The following is a 26473-nucleotide window of genomic DNA, read 5'->3' as shown; positions in this document are numbered from 1 at the left end:
TGGCGACACCAAACCAGTTTTTAAAATTGGCTTGAATTTAGCCTCAGCCCCAGCGACTATGATTAGAAATTACCTCACCATTGCCCTGCGCACGCTCCAGCGAAACGGCGCTTACTCGTTCATCAACATCGCCGGCCTGGCGGTGGGCATCGCGGCGTCCATCCTGATCCTGCTGTGGGTGCAGGATGAGCTCACGTTCAATCACTACTTTTCCAACTACCGGGATATCTATCAGATCAAACAAAACGCGACGACCGACAACGGTGTGATGACCAAGCCATACACGCCGCTGCCCTTGCGCGAAGCGTTGGCCCAGGATACGCGCATCAAACGCTCGGTGCTCACGGTGGGGCAAAGTGCGTTGCTGACCGTGGGTGAAAAGAAGCTCAACAAACGAGGCCTCGATGCCGGTGAGAGCTTCCTGGAAATGTTTCGTTTCCAATTGCTGCAAGGCGATGCCGCCACCGCGCTTCGCGAGCCGCACTCCATCGTGTTGACTCAATCGACGGCCACCGCTCTGTTCGGTGACGAAGACGCGCTTGGCAAGATCGTGCTGGTCAAGATTGCCAACAACGAGCCCATGAAAGTGACGGCCATCCTGGCCGACCCACCCGAAAACATTTCCTTCTCTTTCGATTACCTGCTGCCCTTCGTGTATTTCGAAGCCACGGCCGACTGGATCAAATATGCCCGTGACAATTGGAACAACAACGCCTTCGAGACCTATGTGGAGCTGCAGCCGGGAGCCGACCGGGCGGGCGTGGACCGCTTCCTGCACGATGTGGTAGGCAAGCACAACACCGAGTCGCGCGAGGTTTCACTGTTCCTTCACCCGATGAGTCACTGGCGCCTCTATAACAACTTTGAAAATGGAAAAGAAAACGGCGGCCTCATCGATTATGTGCTGTTGTTTTCGGGCATCGCCGCTTTTATCCTGGTGATCGCCTGTATCAATTTCATGAACCTGGCCACGGCCCGCTCCGAACACCGGGCGCGGGAGGTGGGCATCCGCAAAAGCGTTGGCTCCAGCCGAAACCAACTCGTGATGCAATTCATTGGGGAGTCGCTGCTCATCTCGGCGCTGGCATTCTTCTTTTCCATCGTGTTGGTGGAACTGGCGCGACCGTTTTACAATGTCCTGATCGATAAGCACCTGGTCATCGATTATACCTCACCCCAGATCTGGCTGTTTGGCCTCTCACTCATCCTCTTCACCGGGTTGTTGGCCGGAAGCTATCCGGCGTTCTACTTGTCGTCGTTCCGCCCCGCGCAGATCCTGAAAGGGAAAGTGCGAACCGGCAGGGCCGGCCGCATGCCGCGCAAAGTGATGGTGACGCTGCAATTTGCCTTCTCTATTTTGCTGACGGTGGGCACCGTGGTGATCTATAAACAAGTCGAATATCTGAAGCATCGCGAAGTGGGCTATGACCGTGAGAACCTGATGCTGATCTGGTCGACAACCGACATTGAAAAGAATTTCTCTTCGCTGAAACAAGAGCTCGTCAACACCGGCGCCGCGGTGTCGGTGACCAAGTCAAACAGCCCGATCACAAACATCTTTGCGTCCAGCCCCATCGAAAAATGGACGGGAATGCGGGCGGGCCAGCGCGTGGAAGCCACGAACATTGCCACCCAATATGACTACACCAAAACAATGGGCATCCGCATGCTCGAGGGCCGCGACTTCTCCGAGGATTTCAAAAGCGACACCACGGCCATCATCCTCAACAAGGCCGCCGTGCGTGCCATGGATTTGAAAGATCCCGTCGGCGACCGGATTCAAATGTGGGGACAAACCTGGACCATCATCGGTGTGATGGACGACGTGCTGATGGGCTCCGGCTCGCGCAACATCGACCCGCTGGTGATGACGATGGACCCGACCTGGTCCAGCACGATCACCGTGCGTGTACCCAAAAGCGACGACTTAGAAGCTTCCATCATCCGCATCAGCAACGTCTTCAAAAAATACAGTCCCGACTATCCCTTCGAGTATCGCTTTGCCGATGACGAGTTCCAACGGAAATTCTCCAGCATCAACATGATCGGGCGGCTCACCAGCGCGTTTGCCCTGCTGGCAATGTTCATCACGGGATTGGGTCTGTTCGGCATGGCCGCTTTCACCGCGGAACAACGCACCAAAGAGATCGGCATCCGCAAAGTGTTGGGCGCCAGCGTCACGGGACTAGTGCTGCTGTTGACAAAAGATTTTTCGCGCATGGTGATCGTCGCCTTTATTTTTTCGGCGCCCCTGGCCGGCTGGGCGGCGCAGCAATTTTTGGAGCAATACCAGGTAAGAATAGACATGCCGTTGTGGGTATTCCCCGTGTCGGGATTGATGTTGCTGGGGGTAACGGCCCTGATCGTGAGCACCCAGGCCATCCGCGCGTCGCTGCGCAACCCGGTGAAGGCGCTGAGAAGCGAATAGTTTCCATGGAGCCGGGCCGCTGAAAAAATCGCGGTCTTTGCATGGAGATGCGTTGACTTTGCCTGATCTTTCCGGCCGGTTTAATTTCATGGTCATGGCATTTCTATCATCCCGGTCAACCTGGGCTTCCCTTTTCCTGACGTTCATTATTTTTCATTGCTGCGGCCAAACCCGCACCGTTCCCTTTCGCGATGCCAACATCGCCTACGAGGGACGGATAGCCTATAAGGACCAGGCCGCCGAGCTCATCTGGTCCGGCACATCGGCCACCCTCTGGTTCAAGGGCACCATGCTGTCGGCCATTCTGAAAGATGTGGACACCGCCAACTACTACAACGCCATCATCGACGACACCACGATTGTGAAAATAAACCCGGACACGACAAAGCGGAGCCATGTGCTGGCCTCGGGTCTGAGCAAAGGAAACCACAAGGTTCAGCTTTTTAAGCGCACGGAATGGGACAAAGGCAAGACCTTGTTCTTCGGCTTTGAGGTGGAAGACAGCGCGACGGTGCTGCCACCTCAACCTAAACCAAAACGAAAGATCGAGTTCTACGGCAACTCCATCACCTGTGGCTATGGCGTGGAAGACACGCGGGGCAAAGATTCGCGCGACGGTTATTTCGAGAACAACTACATCACCTATGCCGCGCTCACGGCGCGCCACTTCAACGCGCAATATTCCTGCATCGGCAAAAGCGGCATCGGGATCATGGTCAGCTGGTTTCCGCTCATCATGCCCGAAATGTACGACCGCCTCGATCCAACCGACTCGTTGTCCAAATGGGACTTCGCTCAATACACGCCCGATGTCGTGGTCATCGATTTATTCCAAAATGATTCCTGGATCATTAATCTGCCGGACAACGCACAATTCCGTGCCCGCTTTGGAACGAAGGCCCCCGATGAGAAATTTATTGTGGCTGCCTATAAGGACTTCGTGTCCTCCATCCGCAAAAAATATCCACGCGCCCAAATCATCTGCTCCCTCGGCAACATGGACGCCACGCGGGAAGGATCTCCCTGGCCCGGCTATGTTCAAAAGGCGATCGCCGGATTGAAAGATAAAAAGATCCGCACCTGCTTTTTCCCATACAAAAACACGGGTGGTCATCCGCGGGAGTCCGAACAAAAAGCAGTGGCCGAGAGCCTTATCGCTTTCATCGAACAACATATCAAGTGGTGAAAATGATCTCTACACCGGCATCATCTTCGTAAACCAGGGATAACATAAGTGATCCGGAGCGATCCCGTCGCGCAAAAGTCCTATCCCATTCCAACCTAATCCTCAAAAACGGTGTCTCTATAAAAGCCGCAGTTGTGGGTGAGCAGGGGAGGTGAGCGGCGATTGGTCTTCACATCCTAATCCTTATGGCGATGAAAACAGCAACACGCGTGTTAATGGCTGCCCTGATCTTCGCGTCAGGTTGCTACCCGGAGCCACCCTTTGCACCGGACTTTCCCGTGGGAGAAGTCGAGGGGTACAAACCCATCTATGGCACAGACGACCAGGTGAATCTGGCATTTGTCGGAGCACGGCCGTTGGTTCACCCCGGAAAAATCTATGTGGTGTCAACGTATCTGCTCATCAACGAAAAGTACCAGGGCATCCACGTCTTCGACAATAGCGACCCGTCGCATCCCAGGGCCTTGGGATTTCTGCAACTCGCGGGCAATACCGAGATGGCCGTACGAAACAATGTGCTCTACGCCGACCATCTGACCGACCTGGTGGCACTCGATGTATCGGACTGGAATAACATCCATGAGCTCAGTCGCCTCAAGCAAGAGCACTGGGCGCAACAAGTCCCTCCGCGCGAGGGAAGGTACTTTGAATGTCCCGACAGCAACCAGGGGATCGTGATCGGGTGGGAGATGACCACGTTGAACAATCCTAAATGTTTCCGCTGATGAAAACGCGCATCCTGTTCATCGTTGCTATGGCTGTCGTGTGCCTCGCCGCCTTTTCCTGCCAGGATTCGGATGGAACAACGACCGATGGTCTTACTGGCAAAGGCGGATCGTTGGCGCGCTTCGCTGTTACGGCAACGCATCTTTATGCTGTGGAAGACGACGCACTGAAAGTGTATCAACTCATGGGCAATGGCGCCCTGGAAAAAATAAATGAAGTCCAACTCAGTCCCGGCGTGGAAACCATTTTCGTCCGCGAGCATTGGCTCTACCTGGGGACCGTGGATGCGATGATCACCTACGACATAGCCACTCCGGCCAGCCCGTTGTTTGTATCGTCCTATTCACACTTTGTCTCTTGCGACCCCGTGGTGGTTCAGGATACCCTGGCGTTTGTGACCCTGCGCACCTACAGTTGCCGTCCTGCAAGTGTCAATCACCTGGAGATCATCAACATCAAAGACCCACAACAACCGATTATGTTGACGAGCTATAGCCTCAACTCACCCTACGGTTTAGCTGTGGACGGTGACTTGTTATTTGTCTGCGAAGGCGAGTCGGGTCTCACCGTGCTGAATGTAAAAGATCCGATGAACGTTAAACTGGTCAAACGCTATGCAGAAGACAATGCCTATGATGTGATCCCCAACGATGGTACGCTGATCCTGACGGGGAAAGACGGCGTCGCACAGTATGATTACACCGACCCCGATGCTATTAAAAAGTTAAGCCTCATCCCGGTAGCGCCATGAAAAAACGGAACGGGATCGTTTCCCTGGTGGGTATGCTATTGTGCCTGAACCTGGTTGGTGTGGCGCAGCAAAGCTACCGCATAGAGCAACCTAAACTGGCGATAAAATGGAGCCCGCTCCACCTGATCTATTTTTACCCATCGTTCCAGGTGGCACTGGAACACAAACTCACGCAGCACATCAACCTGCAATATGATCTGGGTTGGATCTTGAATTACCCATCGTCCGGCACGGAGGAATTCAGCAACAAGGGCGGCTACCGCGGCATTGCCGAGCTGCGCTACTACCTGCCATCGCCGGCGAAGATCCCATTTTATATCGCAGGTGAATATTACTATAGCCGCGTAACGTTCGACCGCTCGGAAGTGATCGGCTTCGACTGTGTCTCGGGCAACTGTGATTATTTTCAATACACGACCTACAAAGTCGTGCACCACAACCAGGGGGTGGGCCTAAAATATGGGTTGCTGCTTTTTCCGGGATGGAACAAAAACCGTTCATTCTTTTTCGACATCAACGTCGGGGCGGCCTATCGCAGCATTCTTTACACCGATGTTGGCAAACCCAATGCCCCGAATAGTCAAGCGTTCAGCAACAATTCCGACGACATCTTTGCGCCGACGGAGGCAGACCATGGAGAATTCCGGTTGATCGTCGGTGTCCGCCTGGGCTACAGGATCTTTTGATCGGTTTGACTTGGGTGGGGGTATCGCTCATCCTAAACCGAGGGTGCAACATCCAAAAAAATTAACATACATTTTAAAATCCCAGGTTGCCGTTATTTTTCGCGCTGAAATTAAAAAGTATCTTTGGTTTGTAACGCTTGACTATGGATGCTTTATCGCTGCAGGCTTCGGCCCGTTCGGAATCAAAGGCTGTTCCGCCTTATCTCTATGTAACCGTACTATCGTCGCTCAGCATAATGGTGGGCCTGATCTGGGACATCTCCTGGCATCTCAGCATTGGGAGGGATGGTTTGTTTTCGGCGCCGCACCTGGCCATCTATCTCGGAGGCGTAACGGCCGGCCTGTTCTCGGGCTACCGGGTATTACGACTGACATTTGCGGGCAGTGCCCTGGAACGGGCAGGCAGCGTAAAATTCTGGGGCATTTTTTATGGCTCGCTCGGCAACCTGTTTTGCATCTGGGGTGCACTGGCCATGCTGACCTCCGCGCCCTTTGACGACTGGTGGCACAACACCTACGGCCTGGACGTCACCATCCTTTCGCCGCCCCATACCGTTTTGCTTTTGGGAATGATCACCATACAGCTAGGCGCCATCGTCAGCGTGGTGGCTTACCAAAACCTCGGCGGGGCTACCATGACGACGGACACACAAAACCGCTTCACGTGGCTCTTTGGTTTTTCCTCCGGATTTATGGTCGCCATGTTATACACCATGGCCTCCGAATACCTGAGCCGTCACGATATGCACGGCGTGCTTTTTTATGAAGTCGCGTCACTCATTTTCCCGCTATTCCTCGTGGCCTTTTCAGTGGCTTCACATTCAAGGTGGGGCGCCACACAGGCGGCAACCGTCTATTCCGTATTGATGCTGGTGATGCTGTGGATCCTACCCTTGTTCCCCGCAACCCCGCGACTCGGACCCGTGTTGAATCCCATCACGACGTTCCAGCCGTTTGATTTCCCCTTGTTGCTGGTGATTCCGGCGCTGGCCATCGATTTCATTATCCATCGGCCATCCCTGTCCAACGCCTGGTTAAGGTCGGTCGTTTGCAGCCTGGCGTTCGTGGTTTTGCTGCTGGCCGTGCAGTGGCCTTTCGCCAACGTGCTCATGGCCTCGAAGGGACATTGGTTCTTCGGCACCTCGAAATGGTATTTTGGCTCTGACGCCAACTGGGAATACCGCTATGCCTTTGGCCCCTGGATGATCTCCTCGGGGCTCGACCTGGTGAAAGGACTGGCTATCGCTTTCGTGCTGGGCGTGCTTACGTCGCGCGTGGGACTGGCGTGGGGCTCATGGCTAAAACGCATTGTGCGATGATGGCGCGCGGTGGACGGAAATTATTCCGCGTACTTATCGCAGCCTGTCTGGGGCTTTGCATTCCCTTGGCAGGGTGGTCGCACGTCGGTAGCCCGGGCGTTAGCTTTGAAGGCAGCGCAGGAACGTATTCGCTGATGGCCCTCATCAATCCTCCGGAAGTGATTCCCGGCACGGCCACCGTAGACATCTTTACACATGCCACCGGCGTCACGTCCGTATGGGCCAAGCCCGTGTACTGGTTTGCCGGCGCAAAGGGCACACCCCAGGCCGACGAAATGAAACCCGTACCTGGAGAGCCCGGCCATTACCGCGGCATCATCTGGCTCATGGATGTGGGCACGTCCGGTATAGAAGTGGAAGTGCGGGGCACAGCCGAAACGGGCCGGGTGATCATCCCGGTGATGGCTGTATCGACGACGCAAAAAGTGATGGACGCTAAATTGGGGTGGTCGCTGCTGGCCCTTGCCATCCTTTTGGTGGTGCTCATGGTCACCATCATCAGCGCGAGCGTGAGCGACGGGTTGGTGAAACCCGGACTTGATCAGGCCAAGGCCATCCAGCGAAAGCGCATCATCGGCGCTGTGTCGGCTTCCGTGTTGATGGTGCTTTTGCTTTGGGGAGGAAGGTCGTGGTGGAACGGTTGGGCCGAATCCTATCAACGCTTCATGTTCAAACCTTTCCGGGCCACCACGTCGATCGTCCCGGAAGGAAATGGAAGGCAACTGGTTTTTGCCGTCGACACGACTAAACTGACCAACCTGACCTTCACGCGCAACATCAGCTACATCATCCCCGATCACGGCAAGTTGATGCACCTCTTCCTCGTCCGCGCCAACACGCTGGATGCATTTGCACACCTGCACCCCATACGAAAAGACTCCGTCACCTTTGTGACCCCCATGCCGCCGCTGCCCGCGGGAAAATACTTTGTCTTCGCGGACGTGACGCGCCTCAGCGGCTTTTCCGAAACCATCCCCGACACGCTCACCATTCCCGGGCAATATGCCACCAACGTCGCGATGTCACCCGACACCAGCCGGCGGGATCACGACGACACCTATTTTTTCACAAACCCCATCGCCGCAACAAAAGCAACGACACAGCTACCGGCCGATGTGATCATTTGCGGAACGCCCGGCGTACGCACGCCCTTGCCCGACGGGGCCACGGTGACCTGGGAACACAATCCATCCGAACCCCTGGTAGCTCAAAATTTGTATTCGCTCAAATTCAATGTGCAGGACGAAACCGGGAAGCCCGCAGTGCTCCAACCTTACCTGGGCATGATGGGTCACGCCGTCGTGATGAAGGATGACGGCAGTGTGTACATCCACCTGCATCCCGTGGGCAGCTATTCCATGGCCTCCCAGCAAACCATGCTGAATCGCTTTGCCACCAACGAGGGCCCTGTGGATGTTAAGAAACTGCCGCGGTCGCGGGTCTTTATGGATAGCGTAAACCGTGAACTGACACGCCTTGAAAATATGACGGAGGCCGAACGCAACCAGTATTATGGAGCAAACATGGACCACACGATGCGCGATCCGGAACACACCATGGTCTCGTTTCCCTATGCCTTTCCGTCGCCCGGTCGTTATCGCATTTGGATACAACTGAAACGGAACGACCGGATCGTGAATGCTGCATTTGATGCAGAGGTGGAGTAGGAGGTAGAATTTTTTGAAAGGATCCTGTCGACATTTCTCCACACTCCGGACCATGGTGATGGTTTCAAACTGAGGAAATTTTTCCCACCATCTGTGAAATAAAAAAACATCCTTCCCGGGGATGGAATCGAACGAGAGCTACGACGCTTTCCGGGCGCTTTGCATTTTTGTGATGGAAGACAACATCTCCGGCACAATATTTTCCTTCTGAAGAATGCAAAATGAAATGCATGGGATCATTCGAGGAAATACTTTCGAGAGAAGGCAAGAATACGGTACAGACCTATCTCATTGCCGCCGGGATCATTGTTTTAGGCTTGCTGCTCATTCGCATCTTCAAGCGGGTCATCATGACCAAGGTGGAGCAGATGGTGGCGAAGAGCCCATCCAAGACCGACGACCAGGTGGTGGCCGGCATTGAAAAATTTGTGTTGCCGATCCTCAGCTTCCTGGTCATTTACTGGGGCATCAACAGCCTGGAGTTGTCCGTAAAAGCGAGCCGCGTAGTAGAGGTCGCCACGGGTGTGGTCATCATGGTTTTTGTGCTGCGGTTTATCTCCACCACCATCAGGATCATTCTTATCAACCATATCCGAAAACAGGAAAACGGGGAGACGAAAGTGTTGCAGGTAGGAGGGTTGATGATCATCATCAACCTGGTGGTGTGGATCCTGGGTGGGGTGTTCCTCATCCAAAACCTGGGCTATGACGTTTCCACCATTCTCACCGGTGTGGGCATTGGCGGCATTGCCGTGGCCCTGGCCGCGCAAAACATCATTGGCGACCTGTTCAACTATTTTGTGATCTTTTTCGACAAGCCCTTCGAAGTAGGCGACGCCATCAACGTGGACGACAAGAACGGCACCATCGAATACATCGGTGTGAAGACCACGCGTCTTCGCAGCCTTACCGGCGAACAGATCATCATCTCTAACAGTGACCTCACCAAGTCGCGCGTGCACAACTACAAACGCCAGGAAAACCGCCGCGTGCAATTCACCGTCACAGTGGTATACGACACCACGACCAGCCAGCTCGAAAAAATCCCCACCCTCATCAAGTCCATTATCGAAAGCGCCAAGGATGTTCGTTTTGACCGTGCCCACCTGGCACGACTCACGGACTATGGCGTTGTGTTCGAAGTGATCTACTACGTCACCGTGGCCGACTACCTGCGTTACATGGACATCCAACAATACATCAACCTAAAGCTGCTCCAAACCTTCGAACGGGAAGACATCCATTTCCTCATCCGCGAAGACTGGCAGGCCGCCAAACAAAGGCACGAAACTCCCACCCCCCAAACGATCGACAACTAAGGGTATCTGAATTTTTTTGCGCCAACTTTGCGCTTGCCCGCTGAAGCTTCAGCGAAGGCGGGTCTTTGCGGTTAAGCCTTTTTCCTCGTACGTTAGCAGAAAAAAAGCAATGGTCGCCACCATCATCCACGTCCAGGTAAAACCCGAATTCCGCCAAACCTTCATCGAAGCCACGCGCCAAAACCACGAACGATCCATCCAGGAGCCCGGCAACCTACGCTTCGATATTTTACAAGACGCCCAGGATCCGAACAAATTCGTATTCTACGAAGCCTACGCCACCGAGCAAGCTGCCGCTGCCCACAAAGAGACGGCCCACTACCAGAAATGGCGCGACACTGTAGCCGATTGGATGGCCAAACCACGCGAAGGCGTGAAGCACAACTTGCTCTACCCAGTCTCCGCATAATGGAAGTCATGAAAGCATTCGGATTAGCCGCCACACCCCATGTACATTTTGGCGCCGGCATGATCTCGGTTGCCCCGGGCGTGCTGGAAACCTATGGAAAGAAGATCGTGCTGGTTACGGGCGCGCATTCCTTTCTATCGTCCACGCCAGGCCAGACCTTGCTGGATCAACTGCGACAGGAGCATTTCAACGTCGAGATCTGTAAGATCCCGGGTGAACCTTCGCCGGCGGTGATCGACAGCGCGGTGACAAAATTTTCAGACTTTAGACCACACGCGGTCCTGGCCATCGGCGGTGGCAGTGTGCTGGATGCCGGCAAAGCCATTGCGGCGATGCTGGTCTTGGATGAGCCCGTCGCTCCCTATTTGGAAGGTGTAGGAACAAAATCCCACCCCGGCACCACACTTCCCTTTGTGGCCGTTCCAACCACTGCAGGAACGGGGAGTGAAGCAACAAAGAACGCGGTGTTGTCGGAGACGGGAGCGCGGGGTTTTAAAAAGTCACTGCGGCATAACAAGTTCGTACCCAAAGTGGCGATACTCGATCCGGCGCTCACCGTTCATTGTCCTCCCGCCATCACGGCGGCCAGCGGCATGGATGCGTTCACGCAATTGCTGGAATCCTATCTCTCCACGGCAGCTAATCCTGTGACCGATGCGCTGGCCCTGGAGGGATTAAAACGCATCTCCGGTGCTTTGCCCAAGGCTTATCGTGAAGGCACAAATCTGGAAGCCCGTGCCGATATGATGTTGGCTGCCTATCTCTCGGGCATCACGCTCGCCAACGCGGGGCTCGGTCTCGTGCATGGCTTTGCTTCTGCGGTAGGCGGATACTTTAAGATCTCACACGGGGTGATTTGCAGCGCACTCATGACGGCGGCAAACCGGGTGACCGTTCGTAAACTGCGCGCGACGCAAGCCAATGAACTGGCGCTGGTAAAGTATGCTACAGTTGGTAAGTTATTCTCGGCGCTTCCCGGAAAAACGAGCGATTATTATATCGACTTTCTTCTTGATCTTATGGCCAGTTGGAGCGCTGAAATGGCCATCCCAGCCTTGTCTCAAAGCGGCGTTACGCCTCAAGACTTTCCTAAAATCCTGGCGGCTTCGGATAACAAAAACAATCCGATCGTATTGAACGCTGAGGAGATGACGGACGTCTTGCAGTTGAGTTAGGCTGTGGAGATTGATTTGTTGCAAGGTCATTGACCCGATTTTTAATGGTGTGTGGGCATAGGGAACCTCGTTGGGGTTGTCTGTGCTGTTTGATCCGTACCCCCGGTTTCACCGGGGGCTATGGTAGGGAAGCCCTTTGGGCTTTGAGAAAACTTTCCAGTCGGGGAGTCCTGGGCTTTTGATGAAAACTTTTCAGTCGGGGAGCTTTTTTGGGCTTTTGGTGAACCTTTCGGTCGGGAGCCCTTTTGGTTTTTTGGTGAAACTTTTTCTGTGGGATGGCGTATTTATGAAAGTACTTTTATAATTTTGTGAAACTACTTTCATAATAAGTATGACCGACAAGATCACACAACTCGGGTATCTCGCGTGTGCCACGCGGTTCCGGCGAATCAGTGAGAAGCTGCATATTGATGGCGACAAGATCTATAGTGACAGCGACTTGAATTTCAAGGCCAGTTGGTTTTCGGTTTACTACATCCTGGCCACATCCGAAGCGCCACGTACGGTGCTTGAGATTGCAGGGGAGATCGGTGTTTCTCATATCACCGTAAAAAACATCGTGCGCGAGTTGGAGGAGCAGGAGCTTGTCAAAGTAAAGTCGCATCCTACGGATAAACGATCCAAGCAAATCCAGCTCTCTGCGAAGGGGAAAAACTTGCTTCCCAAACTGCAAAAGATCTGGAGTTCATTTGGTGCGACGTTGAAACATCTCCTGGATGCTGGTCACCCCGATTTCCCTAACATTCTCAGCCGGATCGAAGCGGGTCTGTCGGCGAATCCCATCCATGAAAGATTAAAGCACTTGCATACGCTTCCGGATATTCGCGTGGTGGACTATAGGCCCTCTCTCAAAAAATACTTCTACGAACTGGCGGCGCCCTGGCTGCTGGAAGTGCTAAAAGGAAAACTGGAAGAAGAGGACAAGATCACTCTCCAGCATCCAGACAAAGCCTACCTGGATGCAGGCGGTTTTGTGTTCTATGCGTTGCATGACAAAAAAGTAGTGGGTGTGGTCGCGCTGAAAAGACTTGACGAAAACACGTTTGAGTTTGCGAAACTGTTTGTGGATCGCACGATCCGCAAAGCCGGCATTGCCACGCGGCTCATCGAACGCTGCATATCGCGGTGTAAGGAGAACTATGCCACGCAGCTATGGTTGCAGACGACGATGGCGATGCCGGAAGCGCATGCGTTGTATTACAAACTCGGCTTTACGGATCGCGCGGCTCCCAAGCAGATGGCTGTGCTCAAACGCACCGAGAAAATCATGGTCTTGGATCTGTAACACTTTTTCCTCGCGGGCTACAGTTCTTCCCGGGGCGCAAGCTTTCTGTCATCGAGGTCTTCTTGCATTTTTTTTGACTTTGCATCCTTCCGTCGGTCCGGATTTTCATTCTGTTTTCTATGACGGGTAGGATCCATCACTTGGGGTGGGGTGGGCGTATTCACGTTGTGCGCGGGCTTATTTTTTTGCGACGTTTTCATAATGGTAACTATTTGGTACGCCTGTCATACCCGAAAATTCATGCCGCCCGGTACGACCGAAAATAAAGCACTTTGCGAAGAGATTGGTCAATGACAGCTGAGGCATTATGCCTCAATGGGGCAGGAATTTCTACAAATAAATAAGGGCCTCTGATCGGGCAGGTTATCCGTGATCCGAAATTTGCCTTCCTTTGAGATGGGATGGTGTTTTGTGCATGCTTACTCAACAGACACCTTCTTATAGAAAACGCCTGTTGAAGTTTCAATTCGGAGCAGGATCATTCCGGGGTGCGTATGGAAGCTCACGTGGTAGTTGTCTTCCGCCTCATCGTGTGAATAAACCGCGGCGATTTTTGTTCCGGTCACCGTCCAGAGGTCGATGCTTTTTACGTCGTGAAGGTGTTCAATCGTAACAGCGTCGCGCGATGGGTTCGGATACAGGGTGAAGTCGCGATCGGTTTCACCGGGAACAGCGGTCACGTCATTCCACAACGATTTCAGTGTTTCGATCTCGTAGGGGGCGAGGGCTTTGTTGTAGATGCGTATTTCGTCGAGTGTGCCCTTTAAAAAATAGGCGGCTTCATCCACAGCTTTCCGGCCGAAGGTGATCGCTTTTGTCGTGGTCGACATCAGGCCGGATGCCGCGGAAAAAGTATCCAGGACTCCGTCGCTATACAGCTCCATGGAGTAGGGGGTATACACGACGGTGAAGTGATAAAAATGGTCCAGCTCCAATGGAAATGAGCTGTCCAGGTCTTTTGTGCCGGAAGTTGACTTCACTGTCCAGCGCAATTTTTTTGTGGGGGTGACCGAGACCTTCCATCGCTCTTCCCAACTGCCGTGTGATAGGATAAATGATTCTTCTGTTACGGCGTCGAGCTTTACCCAGAAGGAAAGTGTTATCTCGTTTTGAAAGTTGAGGCTTGTCGAATTGTCGACATAGATAATATCACTCCCAGAGGAAAATTTATAAGCCCTGTCCGGCTCGCCCCGTGCGTCTGCTGTTTGCTGGGTGCCTTCCTTGTGCGCGTCGCGATCATTGCCGCTGTAGTCTTTCACATCACCGTCCAGAGGATAATAGGCAAAGGGAGCTGTCGTGCCGTCACTCAATTTCTTGACCAGGACTTGTTGTTGCCCCGTTGCCTTCAGATGATCTTCATTGGTAACTTCACAGGTAATCGTATACAACCCTTCAGTTTGCGGAACGCTCCACCGGATCAGCGAATCGTTTTGATTTACAAGCGCACCAGCGGTAAAGGTCCAGGCATATTGCAACGGGCCTCCGTGGCTATTGCTGGCCTGGCAGATGATGGAGGACTCAGACCCGGCCGTAAACCATTTCTTGTCTGCCGTAAAACCGGCAATGATCGGTGGGCCTGGAATTCTTTCCACTACCGTGAGACTGATACTGTCTTTTGCAGAAGCCGTACCGGAATTAATTTCAAGTAAAAGCTTATACGTTCCTTCCGCCGCCGGGACGCTCCAATGAAAAACCTCCGATGAAGACGACTCGGCTAAAGCATCGTTAACGTACCACTTATACGTAACGGCTCCCGTCGCATTTTCTGCTGCGCTGTAGACATCTACTTGCTGATTGAATTCCACGAGTGCATCTTTTGTCGCAAGGGATTTGATGCGAAGCTTGCCCGTAAAATCATAACCATGGTGATAGTCCACTACGTCGTTGCCGAGGTAGAGCTTTCCATTCTTTGCCACGGTTGTTGCGTTTTGAGGAAGATAGACCAGGAGCATGGCTTCACCGGCAGGCAGGGTGATGGAGGTGTTTCCAGTGACCCCGGTTTTTAAAATGGTCTCTGAAATAGCATTGTAGAGGTCATACGTTTGAGCGCCGAGGGGAAGTGTTATCGCCTTCGGGACGGCGTACGGATTGTAGGCAAGGAAAGAAGGGAATTTGTTCTGACCAAAGAAATCTGTTTTGTTGACGTCGAGCAATAAAATGCCGTCTACATCTGTCGGGTCAACGACAGCCGCAAGATATCCTACGCTGGACGAGCTGTACAGGCTTAGGTTGGTCTCTGCCCATCCGCCATTTTTAGCATCGCCTGTGGCATATAATTTTTTGCCGTCTTTATTTTCTTTCAAGGCTTCATAGGCAATAACGGACTGCGGATCGTGCAGCGAACTCCAGGCGAAGTCATCCTGGCTGGTTTGTGGCAGGTATTGAGAATAAAACAAACGACTGGCATTTGCCAGATTGAGCGTCCACTTGGCTATGGCGCGCGCAAAACGTTTGTCGTATTTCACCAGGGGCACGAGCGCTGCTGCTTGCTGGAATCCGTTCATGACAAAGGCATAGTCATCGCCTCCGTCGTTGGCCTCCCCAATAAGCCCGGAAACATCGGCGCCATTCCAGGTGCCGACAATGGTTCCCCAGCCTCTTAGCGGACCGCGATTAAAACTCCAGTTGAGCATTTTTTCTACGTCGTAGGCTGTCCCCGTTTCGGCATTCATTTTTGCAGCCATAAAGGTTCCATAGGGCAGCTGAAGCTCATACGACGGATTGGTGGTGAGCGATGATAAAAACTCCAGCGCCATTTGGGCGCCGTCTAAATATTTTTTGTTGCCGGTCTTGCCATACGCGTGATACAGAAGCCAGGCAATGGTTCCCGCCGACTCGGGTTCGATGACACCGTTGCCGTTCGGTGTCATGGTGAGCAGATTGAATCCGCGGTAGTTCATTTGAGGAACGGTCCACGGTGTGGTGGTGCCGCCCATGGTTTTCACAGCATCGAGCCAGCGGTCGGCGATCGTGGTGAACTGTTCATTAAAGTCGGTGAGGGTGGGATATTGTGAATACAACTGGTAGAAATAAACATTCGGCATGACATCGTACCACCAATCGCTGCCGCTGGTCGTAGCGTAGCCGTTGAGGTATACATTTTGCCCGTTTGTTTTATTGAAAAAATCTTTTGCTTTGATGGCCCAGTTGATCCCATTCTGATTTGACTTGTCAATTCCTACGAGCGTCGCTCCGACAATGGAAGGAATGATGTTGATCGCTTCAGCTGGGTTGCCGGGAGAGCCTACATAGGTGTCGAGAAGGATCGGTTGCAGCGCTGGGTAATTCGTGCCGTTTGCTTTCAGGCTGATCAAGGGGAGGAAGTCACCCGTGGCGCCTGTGGAGAAAATAAATTCATCATATTTTTTCGCTACGTCTTTCCAGTCGCGCATCAGGTAGGGTGAAGGAAGGTCAGGCATCTGCTGAACACGGGCAATATCGATTTGCCCCGGCTGTGCGTAGGCGTTGATCAGTGTGATCCCCAGCAAACCTGACCAAATTATTCTTCTGACACACGCCTTTATCATTTTCAATTCTGTTAAAGTTCTTTTTGGAACTTGTATTTCTCTGTATCCTTCGTCTGATTGGAATTAAAAAAGGAACAGTAAAATTTTTACTGTTCCTTTTTTGTCAATAGTGGATTACGGTTTTTCGGAAGCGTAGATGCTGGCTACTTGTGAAGCCGTGAGCACAGATTTGTAAATTCTGATGTCATCGAGCGAGCCGTGGAAAAATCCGCCCCATGCCAGGGGGATAATGTGATCGTTGTCAAAGTTAGTATCGGTGGCGGCGTACTTATCCGTCGGGAAATCCTGACCGAATACCAGGTTATAGGGCGCGCCGGAGATTGAGCGGGCGTCGCCAGGGGTATCGTTCCATGCTAACACCAATTCTCCATCGACATAGAAGATCATATTGCCATCACCAAAGGTGGCAATGAGATGATGCCATTCGTTGATGGGCAGATCCTGTTGGGAATCGCGGTCGTAGGTGCCGCCATCGGGTTTACCAATGCTCAGGAAGGGACGGTTCGCTTCTTGCAATTCAAATTTGTAACCGATCCAGGATTGTAAACCAATAAAACGATTGCCGGGTTTAATTTCGTTGGCCTTCACCCAAATGGAAATGGAGATTTTTGTCGGATTGAGCGAGCTGTTATAAGGCACTTCAATGTTCGCTCCCTTGTCAAAAAAGAGCGCTTTGTTTGCTGTACCAAACCGATCGGTCGTCCACGTCGGAACACCAGCGCCCCAGGCAGTAGCGCCCGTTTTGAACGTGCCATCAAAATTGTTGGCTGATTCGTCGTTCGCCGTAGTTCCGGTGCCTTCGTCAAATCTCCAGCGGCCCACTAAATTGGCCAGGTCAATAGGCTGTACGATTTTAGCCTGGAAGGCTGCCAGTGCAGCTTGCAAATTGGCTAGTGCACTGTTCACTTTGGGTTGTTCAGCTTTTGTGTCGGCTACCACCGCTTTAGCGGCATCGACAGCAGCCTGGAGTGTAGCTTTGGAGCCCACCTGAAACTGGCCTTCGAGTGTTCCCTCTTCTGCATTGAGAAGGGCCTGTTCTGTGGCCGTGATGGCTGCACTCAGAGCAGTCTTGTCTCCTTCTACGGGATCGTCATTACTGGAACATGAGGCAATAAACATTGCCGAAAGCAGTGTTATCCCCAAGAGCATTAATTTTACTGGTTTCATTTTCATAGAGTTTAAGTGTTAAAATTTAAAAATCGACTTGTTTGGACTGGGCTATTGATTAATGGCAGGATTCGTATCGAGTTCAGACTGTGGTATGAGGAAGTATCTGTGCTTGTCGTATGAAAAACCGGTTCCTTCCAACGCCGCTTCGGCGGTGACTTTGCCATAGCGCATCAGGTCGAAGAAGCGATGAAACTCAAAACCGAGCTCGACCCTTCGCTCGTGGCGGATGGCCGTACGAACATTTTGCTGGCCGGTGTTGGTCACATCTGGCAGGAGGTCGGTGGGAATTGCGCCCGCGCCGGGAAGATCCATATCGTATACGTAGCTTTCCCGCGCACGCTTGCGCACGGCGTTCAGAGGCGTTAAAGCTTCATCGGTGCGATTCAATTCATTGAGCGCTTCGGCTTTGATCAAGAGGATGTCGGCATAGCGCATGTAGACGTAGTTCAGCGCACCATCGTTGTTGACCGGGCCCTTGCTCAAGGGCTGGATATGTTTTTTCTGCAGGTACCCGGTAGGGGACCACGTCGGATCGTAAGCTTCGCCGTTCACCCAAGACTGGCCCTCTCTGCCCACGGTGTAGTCAAGCCTCGGATCGACAACCGATTCGTCCGTGACTTCAAACTCATCGATGAAATTTTCCACCGGCACATTCACCACGTATCCGTTGTAGACTACCGGGCTAAAATATTGATTGAGGTAACTGCCCAGCAGCGGCGATTGTCCGGCGAGATGTTGGATCTCAAAAATAGATTCGACGTTGTTTTGTGTAGAGTCGATAAAATTGTTTTTATACACTGGCACCAGGGCGTACATGCCGATCGCATCGACCTCTGCTGTGGCGTTCAGGGCTTCGGTCCATTTTTCCTGGTAGAGATAAGCCTTCGCCAGCATGCCCCAGGCTGCACCTTTCGTGGCCCTTCCGATGTCTGCACCGGTGTAAGAATCGCTCAGTACGGCGGCGGCTTCGGTCAGGTCTTTTTCGATTTGTTCATAGACGGCGCTGACCGCTACTTTGGGTTTGTAAAGCTCGCTGTCGTTGATGGGGGGGTTAAGCTTTAAGGGTATTTCGCCATAGATATTGACGAGACTAAAATAGAAGTACGCGCGCAGGAACTTTGCCTCACCCATCAAACGATCGCGCAGCGTAACGTCCATATCGATCGCACTGCCGTAGTACAGCAGGTAGTTGGCACGGGAGATGCCTTCATAATAGCGCTTCCACATTTTGTCGAGGATGCCATTGTTGCGGGAGTAGTTAAAGTCGTCTATGTATTGGATGTCGATCAGGTCGCCCGGCTTGCCACCGCGTACAGCGTCGTCGGATGCTACATCGCCAAATACCCACAGGGCATTATCCGTTGTCGTGAAGGAAGCGACGTTGTAAACGCCCGTCAGCGCCAGGATGGCTTGTGATTCTGTTTTATAGAACGTGGCGTTCGAGTAGGTGCCCTGAAGGTCTTCTTTTAGAAAATCGGAGCAGGCGCTGGCCGCGAGAATGAGGATGGTCAGGAAGAGTATGTTGATTTTTTTCATGGCCGTCGTTTTTAGAAAGTGATACTGAGACCGAGGTTGAATGATTTCGCAGAGGGATAGGTACCCCAGTCCAACCCGGAGGCGCGGTCACCGTCAGCCAGTGCATTGTTGCTTACCGTCATCTCCGGATCGAGCCCCGGGTACTTTGTGAAGGTGAGCAGGTTTGTTCCGGAGAAGTAGATTCGTACGAACGTGAATCCATAATTCTTCAGCAGCGATGCAGGAAGCGTATAGCCGATCTGCAAATTTTTCAGACGCGTATAGGATCCACTTTCCAGGAACCGTTGGGAGTACACAATATTGTTATTACCCGATGCATCCCAGGAGGCACGGGGGAATTCGTTCGAGGTGCCCGGGCCTGTCCAGCGATTTTGGTAATATCGTTCTGTGACGTTGAAGGGGCGATAGAATCCTTCAATGTCACGATTCAGGACCGAGAATATTTTTTGGCCGTACGCTCCCTGGAAGAAGACAGAAAGATCCCAGTTCTTATATCCCAGGTTGATGGTGAGTCCGCCCGTTACTTTGGGAATGGCGCTGCCGAGGTGTTTCCGGTCGTGATCGGCATCGATGACGCCGTCCTGGTTCTGATCTTTGTACTTGACGTCTCCGGGCTTCACGCCACTCACCGGCAAAGCGTGGGTGAAGACATCGGTCGCATCCTGGAAGATGCCTTCGGTTTCATAGAGATAGAACGACCCGATGGGATGACCTTTTTCGGTGAGCGTTAGATAATCGGAACCGTATGCTCCACCTCGGAACGGAGCGCTTACTTCTAACACTTCGTTGTGCAGTGTGGCGGCATTACCACTGATGGTATACCGGAAATCTCCAGCTGTGTTTGAATAGCTGACGGCCAGTTCCACACCGCGGTTCAAGACTTTGCCATCGTTCACCCACGGCGCGCTGGCGGTTCCCGAAGACGACGGCAAGGGCCGTCTCACCAGCAAGTCGGTTGTTATTTTGTGGAAGTAATCGAGCGAGGCGGTAAACTTTCCATTGAGGATGGCGATGTCGGCACCGACGTTCAGCTGATTGCTGTTTTCCCAGTGTACACGGCTGTTGCCAAGATCAGACACCGCATAGCCCACACCTTTCGCGGCGCCGAACGGATAATTGTAACCCGTATTGATCTGGTCAGTGAAGGCATAGTTGCCGATCTCCTGGTTTCCGATTGAACCGTAGCCCGCGCGAAGTTTGAGCAGATCGATCAATTCGTTGTCGACGAGGAAGGATTCTTTGTCGAGTCGCCAGCCCACAGATCCGGCATAAAAATTCCCCCAGCGATTGTCCGGTCCAAACCGGGAAGAGCCATCTCTTCGAAGGGTGACCGAGGCCAGGTATTTATCACTGTAGTCATAATCCACTTTTCCGAAAAATGACAACAGGGCATTGCCTGTTTTGGACTCTGCTGTCTCTACAAGACCCAATCCTTTGCCGAGGTATACGAGGTTCGATTCCTGGTCCGGAAAATTCTTTTGACTGGTGTTGAGTGAATAGTTATCTGCTTTGATGGATTCCGTGCCGAGCAGGAAGGTGAAATGATGATGGTCAAAGCTTTTGGTGTAGGAAAGAAAATTGCTGAACGTGACGGTTTGGAATCGTCCGTCTGTAACGTCGAGCCGGTTTATGTTGTTGATCCGGTTGTTGGTTCCCCAGGTGCGATCGAACCGCCGCTGGTTTTGGCTGGTGAAGTCGATGCCGACATTCGACGTGAGCTTGAGCCCCTCGAGCGGTTCAATGGCAACGAAGAATTTTCCAAACAACCGGTTACTCAATAATTTGTTGTTGTTGTAGGCCAGCATGCCCACGGGATTGTAGCCATCACCAAACAGGTCATACCGCTGTGGCAGGTCTTCGAAATTGCCCTGGGCGTCGTAGACGGGAATGGCCGGTGTGCGGAAGAAAGCATAGCGAACCACACTTCCGCCGTTACCACCGGCGCCATCGCCCGAACTGCCGACGAGATCGGTGGTTGCTTTCGAGAGGTTCAAGTTCACGCCAGCCTTTAGCCATTTTTTAATTTGCGAATCGACATTCACGCGGCCTGTCACGCGGGTATAGTCACTGCTCTTGAGGATGCCCTGTTGTCCGAAATAATTGCCTGAAACAAAATATCGGGTCTTGCTGTCGCCACCGGAAACGGAAATGCTATGCGTTTGCAGAATGGCGTCTTGCCGCATGATCTCGTCGACGTAGTTTACATCGGGAAGCGTGGCGAGCATGTCGTCGGTGATCAGCTTGCGGAAAAAGAGAGGGTTGGTTTTTGTCGCGTTGTCGGCATTGGCCGCTTCGTTATAAATCTCGGCATACTGCGCCGTGTTGGCCATCTTGATCAGACGGCTTGGCCGCTGAACACCCACCTGGCTGTTGAACTGGATTTTCGGAGCGCTGGTGGTTCCGGATTTTGTCGTGACGATCACCACGCCGTTGGCTGCACGGGCACCGTAAACCGCCGTAGCACTGGCATCTTTCAGAACGCTGATGTTGTCAACATCCTGCATGGATACCGACGTAATATCAAGTGTCGGAACACCATCCACAATATAAAGCGGACTGTTACCACTGTTGATCGAACCAACACCACGTATCCGGATAGATACGCCTTCGCCCGGCGCACCCGTGTTTTGGGAGACGACCACGCCAGGAGCACGTCCCTGCAAGGCCTGGTCGATGGAAGCGACCGGTACTTTATTAAGCGTCTCTGCGCTCACCGTGTTGACGGCCCCGGTGATCTTTTGCTTTTCCTGTGCGGTGTAGCCGGTCACAACGACTTCCGTCAGCAGCTTTGAGTCTTCTGCGAGTATCACCGAAATGTTTTTCTGACCACCCACCGATATTTCCTGACTGATATATCCGATCAGTGAGAAGATCAGCGTGGGGTCGTTGAGGCCTGCCGGGATCTGGATGTTGAAAACTCCGTTGGGGTCAGTGATCGCGCCCGACGTGGTGTTCTTAATGACCACATTCACACCGGGGAGCGCTTCTTGCGATTGTCCTTTGACCGTCCCCGTCACGATCGTCTGTGCCGAAGCCGCAGCAATCGTTGCCAGGGAAAATAAAAAGAGATGTATATATTTTTTCATAGGCTTGAACTTTATCGGGCTAGTGTTGGGATGTAGGCGACGATCTTGGAGCCGATCGTATATTTTCCATCCTGGATCGTCATTTTACTTCCGGAAGGCAATACCACGATCAGGCGCGCGGTCTTGGAGGGGATCTCGAAACAGTTTTCCTCGGCGACGTCTTTGCTGACATACTCATGGGTGAGGGCATCGTAGAGGTCCACTTTTTCCTTGCCGCTATTATAAAAGCAGACCGACTTCAGCGTGTCGTACGGGTTGTAGTATAAATACGTTGGTAAAGAATTTTTCTGATAGAAGTCTGTAGCATTGCAGTTAAGCTGCAGTATTTTTTCGACGTTTGTTTTTTTAACGATCGCACCGAAGATGCCAACCTGGGCGGAACTGTACAAACTGAACATGGACGTCTCCGGCTGACCCTTCACCCATTGCGGACCATCGCCAAGGGCAACAGGACTGATTCCTTTTAACGATGCTTTTTTATAGACATAGTCCTCTTTGCGGAGGCCTTCATAGGCAATGACATTTTTGGTGATCTCCTTTTTCTCCGGGAGCCATTGGTGTTGATCGTCGATGTCGTAGGGATAAAATAACCGGGCGGCGTTACTGACATTCAGCATCCATTTGCCGATGGCTTCGGCATACCGGCTGTCGTATTTCGCCAGCGGCACCAACGGCCAGGCCATATCAAACGAGTTCATCAGGAACGCATAGCCGCCACCATCAGTGATGCTGCCTTGCAAACCATAGACATCGTAGTCGTTCCACCGTTCAGCAATGACCCCCCAGCCCGTTCTGCCATCTTTGGCCTTACAGCCCTCGAAGGTCCAGTCCAGGATCTTTTTGACGGGATAGTCTGTGCCATATTCCGCATTCAGTCGCGCGGCCACCAAGGCTCCAAACGGCATCAGCACTTCATAGAACCTGCTTTCTTTCTGGTTCACAAAAGCATTCATCGCCGACTTGGCACCACGCAGGTAACGCTCGTCGCCGAATTTTTCATAGGCACAGAGGAGCACGTAAGCATGTCCGGCGGCAACATCCTGCTGGTGGGGAATGTTGTTGGATACGCCTTTCATCTGGCGGTAGTCGAAGTAGGAGTAGTCGTAATTTCCGTTCAGCACAGAGTCGGCCTTGAAGAATTGTTCGGCAATGATGTGTTGAAGACTATCGGCTTGCGACACGTTGGGGAACAGTTCGCACACCCCGTAGTATAAAACATTCGGGAACACATCATACCACCAGTCGCGACCATATCCACCGCCCAACAAAGCCACCGCAGGATTGGTATTATTCATCATAATGTTCCAGCCGGTCGCAGAGTTGAAATAACCCTGCGTCATTTTTACATAGTTGAATCCATTCTGATTCGTCTTATCAATTCCCACCAAGCCGGCACCTAAAACGGAACCCATCGAGCATAAGGCTTCGTGAAATTCTTTGTTAGCAGCTTGCCGCGAATCGCCAATGACAGTGAACATGCCAAACGTGTTTTGCGACATGTTTCGCTTGGCACTGTCGACCCAGATGAAGGGAAGATATTCTCCCTTTAACTGGAGGTTGAATACATATTGATCAAAATGGTGCGCCTTTTCATACCAGTCGGTCATCTTATATGGGGAAGGCTGATCAGGCATTAAGGCGATGCGATCAATGACAATTTGTTTCACTTTTTCGGGCTTCGAAGCACATGAAACGATGAGGGTCAAAACGAGTAAGATGCAGGATATGCGAAGCAGGGATGGAGCCAAATATTTTTTATGCGCCGGTATTCCACGCATCTCAACCCATCGCTCAAGTATCGTCTTCGTATTTCGCGCCTTCTTAAATAAGATCATGATTTCTGTAGTTTATAAGATTCCCTAACAATATGTCTCGCCAACGGTATGGAAGCCAGCTGAACAACGGCGATCACGATCAGTGAATATTTTAGAGCAAAACTTTCGGAGATGTAGGTGGCAAAAGCGATAAAAAGCCCCAGCCCAAGGAACCTGCCGATGTAAAGCCCGAACTCGTGGTTGAAGATGTAGGTGAACTTGTTCCGTTTTTCGATTTTTGAAACAACATCGATCACCTGCATCTGGATCGGGAAGTAGGCAATGTCGTGCAACGGTTGGAACAACACTTTGCAAAGCACAAACACCATCACGCCAAACGCCGAGAACAATATGCCATTGACCAGCGTCCCCAATAAAAAGATGGCCAGCCCGGCAGAGAAAATGTAAATGCGATGTTCGGGCTTTGTGGTGCGACCCAACAGATATAACATCAAGGCAGTCACCACGCCACTAACACCCTGAACCAAACCCAGTGAGCCTTCATTGCCTACCATGCGCATGATTAGGATGGCAGGGGCGGTGACCAGGTAGCCTTGCGCCAAACCTTTCAGACCAGCCAGCCCCAGCATTTTCTTCCACAGTGAATGGAATTTGATGTACAAGAATTTTTTCTCCTCCGGATTTTTGAATTTTTCCTTGTGGATCACCACACTGGAAAGTATCGTAAGCAGGAAGACAACGATCGTAACGATCTGATAACCGCTATGCATGTTCCCGCCAAACCATCCGCGCGAATCCGCGGTAGACAGAAATGCACCGACAATCACAGGCACTAAGATGAATGTGATGGTATAGAAGAAGGTCTCCAACCCGTAATAGTAGTTCCGGTTATAATCATTGGTTGTATTCAGCGCCAGCAGATCCCGGTTAGACCAAAAGAAACCAAAGGAACATCCCATGAGTATGCCAGCGATTCCTACGCCCGCTACTGAAAGATTCTGGAGGCTCATCATGACCAGCATGGACAACCCGCTCAGCAACATCCCGAAACTATACAGGGTTGAAATTTTTATGCGGCTTAGTAAAAAGCCATTCAACAAAAATGTGATCGGAATGCCCGTATATACCGTCAGTTGGTACACGGCCACAATTTTCGGGTCATTCGAGCTTCGCATAATATAGGCCCCCACAAAGATCTCGATGACCGGAAGCACAAAGGCATAAATCATATTGGTCACCAGCAACACGCGCATCTCCCGGGGCTTGTTCAGGAAATATTGATATTCTTCCGACGGCTTTTTTAATAAGGCTGTTATGGTCATGTCTTCAGTTGGCTAAAAGCGTTTGGAGTATAGACTGGATGGACAGTTCGGCGCCGCAGATCACTTCATCACTGGCGCCGTAGTAGAGGTGGATCGTATCATCATTTACCAGGTGGCCATTAGTAAAGATCACGTTGCCAAAGAACCCCGTGAGCTCATATTCCTCCGTGGGTTCCATCAGTGGAAATTCACTTCGGGCCAATACTTTGGAAGGATCGTTCAGGTCGAGCAACAACGCGCCAAGGCAATACCGGTGGTTGGCATCCGCGCCATGATAGATCTCCAACCAGCCTTCGGATGTTTTGATAGGCGCTGCGCCCGCCCCAACGCGTGCACTGTCCCACGTATTTTTGCGCGTGGTGGCAATGCATTTATGATTTCCCCAATGGATCAGGTCGGGCGACTCCGACAGCCAGATATAGTTTCCACCTAATTGAGGGCTGCTGGGGCGATGCAGCGCGTAATACTTCTCGTTGATCTTCTCTTCAAAGATGGCGCAGTCCTTATTATGTGGTGGAAAGATCATGCCCCGGCGATCGTAGCTTTTCCAATCTTTTGTCTGGATCAGCCCAACGCCCACGCCAAGCGCCGACACCATGGTATACGTGAGATTAAAGAGGCCATCAATCTCCGTTACACGGCAATCCTCGATGCCATACGTTTCCAGCTTATCTTTCCCGAAAATGGGATGATAGTGCTCCGGTTGTTGAAATACTTTTCCATCCGCGCTGCAAACCAGCCGGAGGTGGGAGAGGGTAGTGAGGTAATCTTTTCCGCGGTAGCAGACTACCCGTGGATCCGAGCCATCCAGATCGGGATCGTCCTTTTTAAAGTGGAGAATCTCTATTTCACCGTCCTCATTATATATAGGAATGCTGATGTGACCGGCCTGCTGCACGGGACGCTCGGCCACACGAAGCAGCAACCAAGTCATGTTATTGAACCGGAACACTCCCGGATTGAGAAGGCATTCAATGACCATCCCGTCCCGGCTGGGCTTCAAATCCGCCGGTTTAAGGAGGGGATTCTGTTTGAATCTTTTGGCAATATCGGTCACCAGGGCAGGCTTCATGGTTTGGGCTGCAAACGAAAGAGCACTCGATTGC

General features: G+C 52.1%; 19 protein-coding genes. 11 read left to right on the top strand and 8 right to left on the bottom strand.

The genetic code is table 11. The features are described from left to right. The first annotated feature begins 58 nt into the window (after positions 1 to 58). From BUB30_RS03450 to BUB30_RS03400, 11 genes are all read left to right on the top strand, one after another. Entirely contained in the window at positions 59 to 2428 is a 2370-nt protein-coding gene (locus BUB30_RS03450) for an ABC transporter permease (protein ID WP_073131082.1), read from the top strand. A gap of 94 nt (positions 2429 to 2522) precedes the next feature. Then, positions 2523 to 3614 (top strand): SGNH/GDSL hydrolase family protein, encoded by a 1092-nt coding sequence (locus BUB30_RS03445; protein ID WP_073134748.1) that lies wholly within the window; start codon positions 2523 to 2525, stop codon positions 3612 to 3614. A 191-nt stretch (positions 3615 to 3805) separates the two neighbouring features. Further along, the gene (locus BUB30_RS03440) at positions 3806 to 4339 is read left to right on the top strand and encodes an LVIVD repeat-containing protein (protein WP_143164744.1); all 534 of its coding nucleotides are present in this window, start codon (positions 3806 to 3808) and stop codon (positions 4337 to 4339) included. Beyond that, complete coding sequence (locus BUB30_RS03435; RefSeq protein ID WP_073131078.1) at positions 4339 to 5091, top strand: LVIVD repeat-containing protein; 753 nt, start codon at positions 4339 to 4341, stop codon at positions 5089 to 5091. Before BUB30_RS03440 ends, BUB30_RS03435 begins: the two co-directional genes overlap by 1 nt. Then, positions 5088 to 5777, top strand: coding sequence for a hypothetical protein (locus tag BUB30_RS03430; protein WP_073131076.1), 690 nt, complete (start codon positions 5088 to 5090; stop codon positions 5775 to 5777). Before BUB30_RS03435 ends, BUB30_RS03430 begins: the two co-directional genes overlap by 4 nt. 143 nt (positions 5778 to 5920) lie before the next feature. Further along, the gene (locus tag BUB30_RS03425; protein ID WP_073131074.1) at positions 5921 to 7096 is read left to right on the top strand and encodes a hypothetical protein; all 1176 of its coding nucleotides are present in this window, start codon (positions 5921 to 5923) and stop codon (positions 7094 to 7096) included. After that, positions 7093 to 8763: a hypothetical protein gene (locus BUB30_RS03420; protein WP_143164743.1), complete on the top strand. Its 1671-nt coding sequence runs from the start codon at positions 7093 to 7095 to the stop codon at positions 8761 to 8763. Before BUB30_RS03425 ends, BUB30_RS03420 begins: the two co-directional genes overlap by 4 nt. Before the next feature lie 230 nt (positions 8764 to 8993). Next, on the top strand, positions 8994 to 10082 hold the full coding sequence (locus BUB30_RS03415; RefSeq protein ID WP_073131072.1) for a mechanosensitive ion channel family protein: 1089 nt from the start codon (positions 8994 to 8996) through the stop codon (positions 10080 to 10082). 109 nt (positions 10083 to 10191) lie between these two features. Further along, positions 10192 to 10491: an antibiotic biosynthesis monooxygenase gene (locus tag BUB30_RS03410; RefSeq protein WP_073131070.1), complete on the top strand. Its 300-nt coding sequence runs from the start codon at positions 10192 to 10194 to the stop codon at positions 10489 to 10491. Between the two features lie 8 nt (positions 10492 to 10499). After that, on the top strand, positions 10500 to 11666 hold the full coding sequence (locus BUB30_RS03405) for an iron-containing alcohol dehydrogenase (protein ID WP_073134745.1): 1167 nt from the start codon (positions 10500 to 10502) through the stop codon (positions 11664 to 11666). Positions 11667 to 11997: 331 nt separating this feature from the next. After that, positions 11998 to 12951, top strand: a complete 954-nt coding sequence (locus BUB30_RS03400; protein ID WP_073131068.1) for a bifunctional helix-turn-helix transcriptional regulator/GNAT family N-acetyltransferase — start codon at positions 11998 to 12000, stop codon at positions 12949 to 12951. A gap of 17 nt (positions 12952 to 12968) precedes the next feature. On the opposite strand, the gene BUB30_RS35405 is transcribed toward BUB30_RS03400, so the two are convergent. From BUB30_RS35405 to BUB30_RS03360, 8 genes are all read right to left on the bottom strand, one after another. Then, entirely contained in the window at positions 12969 to 13151 is a 183-nt protein-coding gene (locus BUB30_RS35405; RefSeq protein ID WP_073131066.1) for a hypothetical protein, read from the bottom strand. 219 nt (positions 13152 to 13370) lie between these two features. Then, positions 13371 to 16478, bottom strand: coding sequence for a LamG-like jellyroll fold domain-containing protein (locus BUB30_RS03390; RefSeq protein ID WP_084137876.1), 3108 nt, complete (start codon positions 16476 to 16478; stop codon positions 13371 to 13373). 114 nt (positions 16479 to 16592) lie between these two features. Continuing rightward, positions 16593 to 17645, bottom strand: coding sequence for a LamG domain-containing protein (locus BUB30_RS03385; protein ID WP_178377007.1), 1053 nt, complete (start codon positions 17643 to 17645; stop codon positions 16593 to 16595). Between the two features lie 51 nt (positions 17646 to 17696). Then, a complete protein-coding gene (locus BUB30_RS03380) occupies positions 17697 to 19184 on the bottom strand; it encodes a RagB/SusD family nutrient uptake outer membrane protein (protein WP_073131061.1) in 1488 nt (495 codons plus the stop codon). Positions 19185 to 19195: 11 nt separating this feature from the next. Continuing rightward, positions 19196 to 22270 carry a SusC/RagA family TonB-linked outer membrane protein gene (locus BUB30_RS03375; protein WP_073131059.1) on the bottom strand — a complete coding sequence of 1025 codons (3075 nt, stop codon included), beginning with the start codon at positions 22268 to 22270 and terminating at the stop codon, positions 19196 to 19198. Between the two features lie 11 nt (positions 22271 to 22281). Further along, positions 22282 to 24105, bottom strand: a complete 1824-nt coding sequence (locus BUB30_RS03370) for a hypothetical protein (protein ID WP_221408661.1) — start codon at positions 24103 to 24105, stop codon at positions 22282 to 22284. After that, entirely contained in the window at positions 24102 to 25367 is a 1266-nt protein-coding gene (locus tag BUB30_RS03365; RefSeq protein ID WP_073131057.1) for an MFS transporter, read from the bottom strand. Before BUB30_RS03365 ends, BUB30_RS03370 begins: the two co-directional genes overlap by 4 nt. Before the next feature lie 4 nt (positions 25368 to 25371). Then, positions 25372 to 26439 (bottom strand): glycoside hydrolase family 130 protein, encoded by a 1068-nt coding sequence (locus tag BUB30_RS03360; RefSeq protein WP_073134741.1) that lies wholly within the window; start codon positions 26437 to 26439, stop codon positions 25372 to 25374. Positions 26440 to 26473: the final 34 nt, after the last annotated feature.

This window comes from Chryseolinea serpens, assembly GCF_900129725.1.
Lineage (GTDB): Bacteria > Bacteroidota > Bacteroidia > Cytophagales > Cyclobacteriaceae > Chryseolinea > Chryseolinea serpens.
This window is presented reverse-complemented; position numbering and strand designations above follow the sequence as displayed.

Bases quoted from the DNA above. Each gene is read 5' to 3' on its own strand.
- BUB30_RS03450 (WP_073131082.1), top strand. From the start codon at position 59: ATGATTAGAAATTACCTCACCATTGCCCTGCGCACGCTCCAGCGAAAC.
- BUB30_RS03445 (WP_073134748.1), top strand. From the start codon at position 2,523: ATGGCATTTCTATCATCCCGGTCAACCTGGGCTTCCCTTTTCCTGACG.
- BUB30_RS03440 (WP_143164744.1), top strand. From the start codon at position 3,806: ATGAAAACAGCAACACGCGTGTTAATGGCTGCCCTGATCTTCGCGTCA.
- BUB30_RS03435 (WP_073131078.1), top strand. From the start codon at position 4,339: ATGAAAACGCGCATCCTGTTCATCGTTGCTATGGCTGTCGTGTGCCTC.
- BUB30_RS03430 (WP_073131076.1), top strand. From the start codon at position 5,088: ATGAAAAAACGGAACGGGATCGTTTCCCTGGTGGGTATGCTATTGTGC.
- BUB30_RS03425 (WP_073131074.1), top strand. From the start codon at position 5,921: ATGGATGCTTTATCGCTGCAGGCTTCGGCCCGTTCGGAATCAAAGGCT.
- BUB30_RS03420 (WP_143164743.1), top strand. From the start codon at position 7,093: ATGATGGCGCGCGGTGGACGGAAATTATTCCGCGTACTTATCGCAGCC.
- BUB30_RS03415 (WP_073131072.1), top strand. From the start codon at position 8,994: ATGGGATCATTCGAGGAAATACTTTCGAGAGAAGGCAAGAATACGGTA.
- BUB30_RS03410 (WP_073131070.1), top strand. From the start codon at position 10,192: ATGGTCGCCACCATCATCCACGTCCAGGTAAAACCCGAATTCCGCCAA.
- BUB30_RS03405 (WP_073134745.1), top strand. From the start codon at position 10,500: ATGAAAGCATTCGGATTAGCCGCCACACCCCATGTACATTTTGGCGCC.
- BUB30_RS03400 (WP_073131068.1), top strand. From the start codon at position 11,998: ATGACCGACAAGATCACACAACTCGGGTATCTCGCGTGTGCCACGCGG.
- BUB30_RS35405 (WP_073131066.1), bottom strand. From the start codon at position 13,151: ATGAAAACGTCGCAAAAAAATAAGCCCGCGCACAACGTGAATACGCCC.
- BUB30_RS03390 (WP_084137876.1), bottom strand. From the start codon at position 16,478: ATGATAAAGGCGTGTGTCAGAAGAATAATTTGGTCAGGTTTGCTGGGG.
- BUB30_RS03385 (WP_178377007.1), bottom strand. From the start codon at position 17,645: ATGAAACCAGTAAAATTAATGCTCTTGGGGATAACACTGCTTTCGGCA.
- BUB30_RS03380 (WP_073131061.1), bottom strand. From the start codon at position 19,184: ATGAAAAAAATCAACATACTCTTCCTGACCATCCTCATTCTCGCGGCC.
- BUB30_RS03375 (WP_073131059.1), bottom strand. From the start codon at position 22,270: ATGAAAAAATATATACATCTCTTTTTATTTTCCCTGGCAACGATTGCT.
- BUB30_RS03370 (WP_221408661.1), bottom strand. From the start codon at position 24,105: ATGATCTTATTTAAGAAGGCGCGAAATACGAAGACGATACTTGAGCGA.
- BUB30_RS03365 (WP_073131057.1), bottom strand. From the start codon at position 25,367: ATGACCATAACAGCCTTATTAAAAAAGCCGTCGGAAGAATATCAATAT.
- BUB30_RS03360 (WP_073134741.1), bottom strand. From the start codon at position 26,439: ATGAAGCCTGCCCTGGTGACCGATATTGCCAAAAGATTCAAACAGAAT.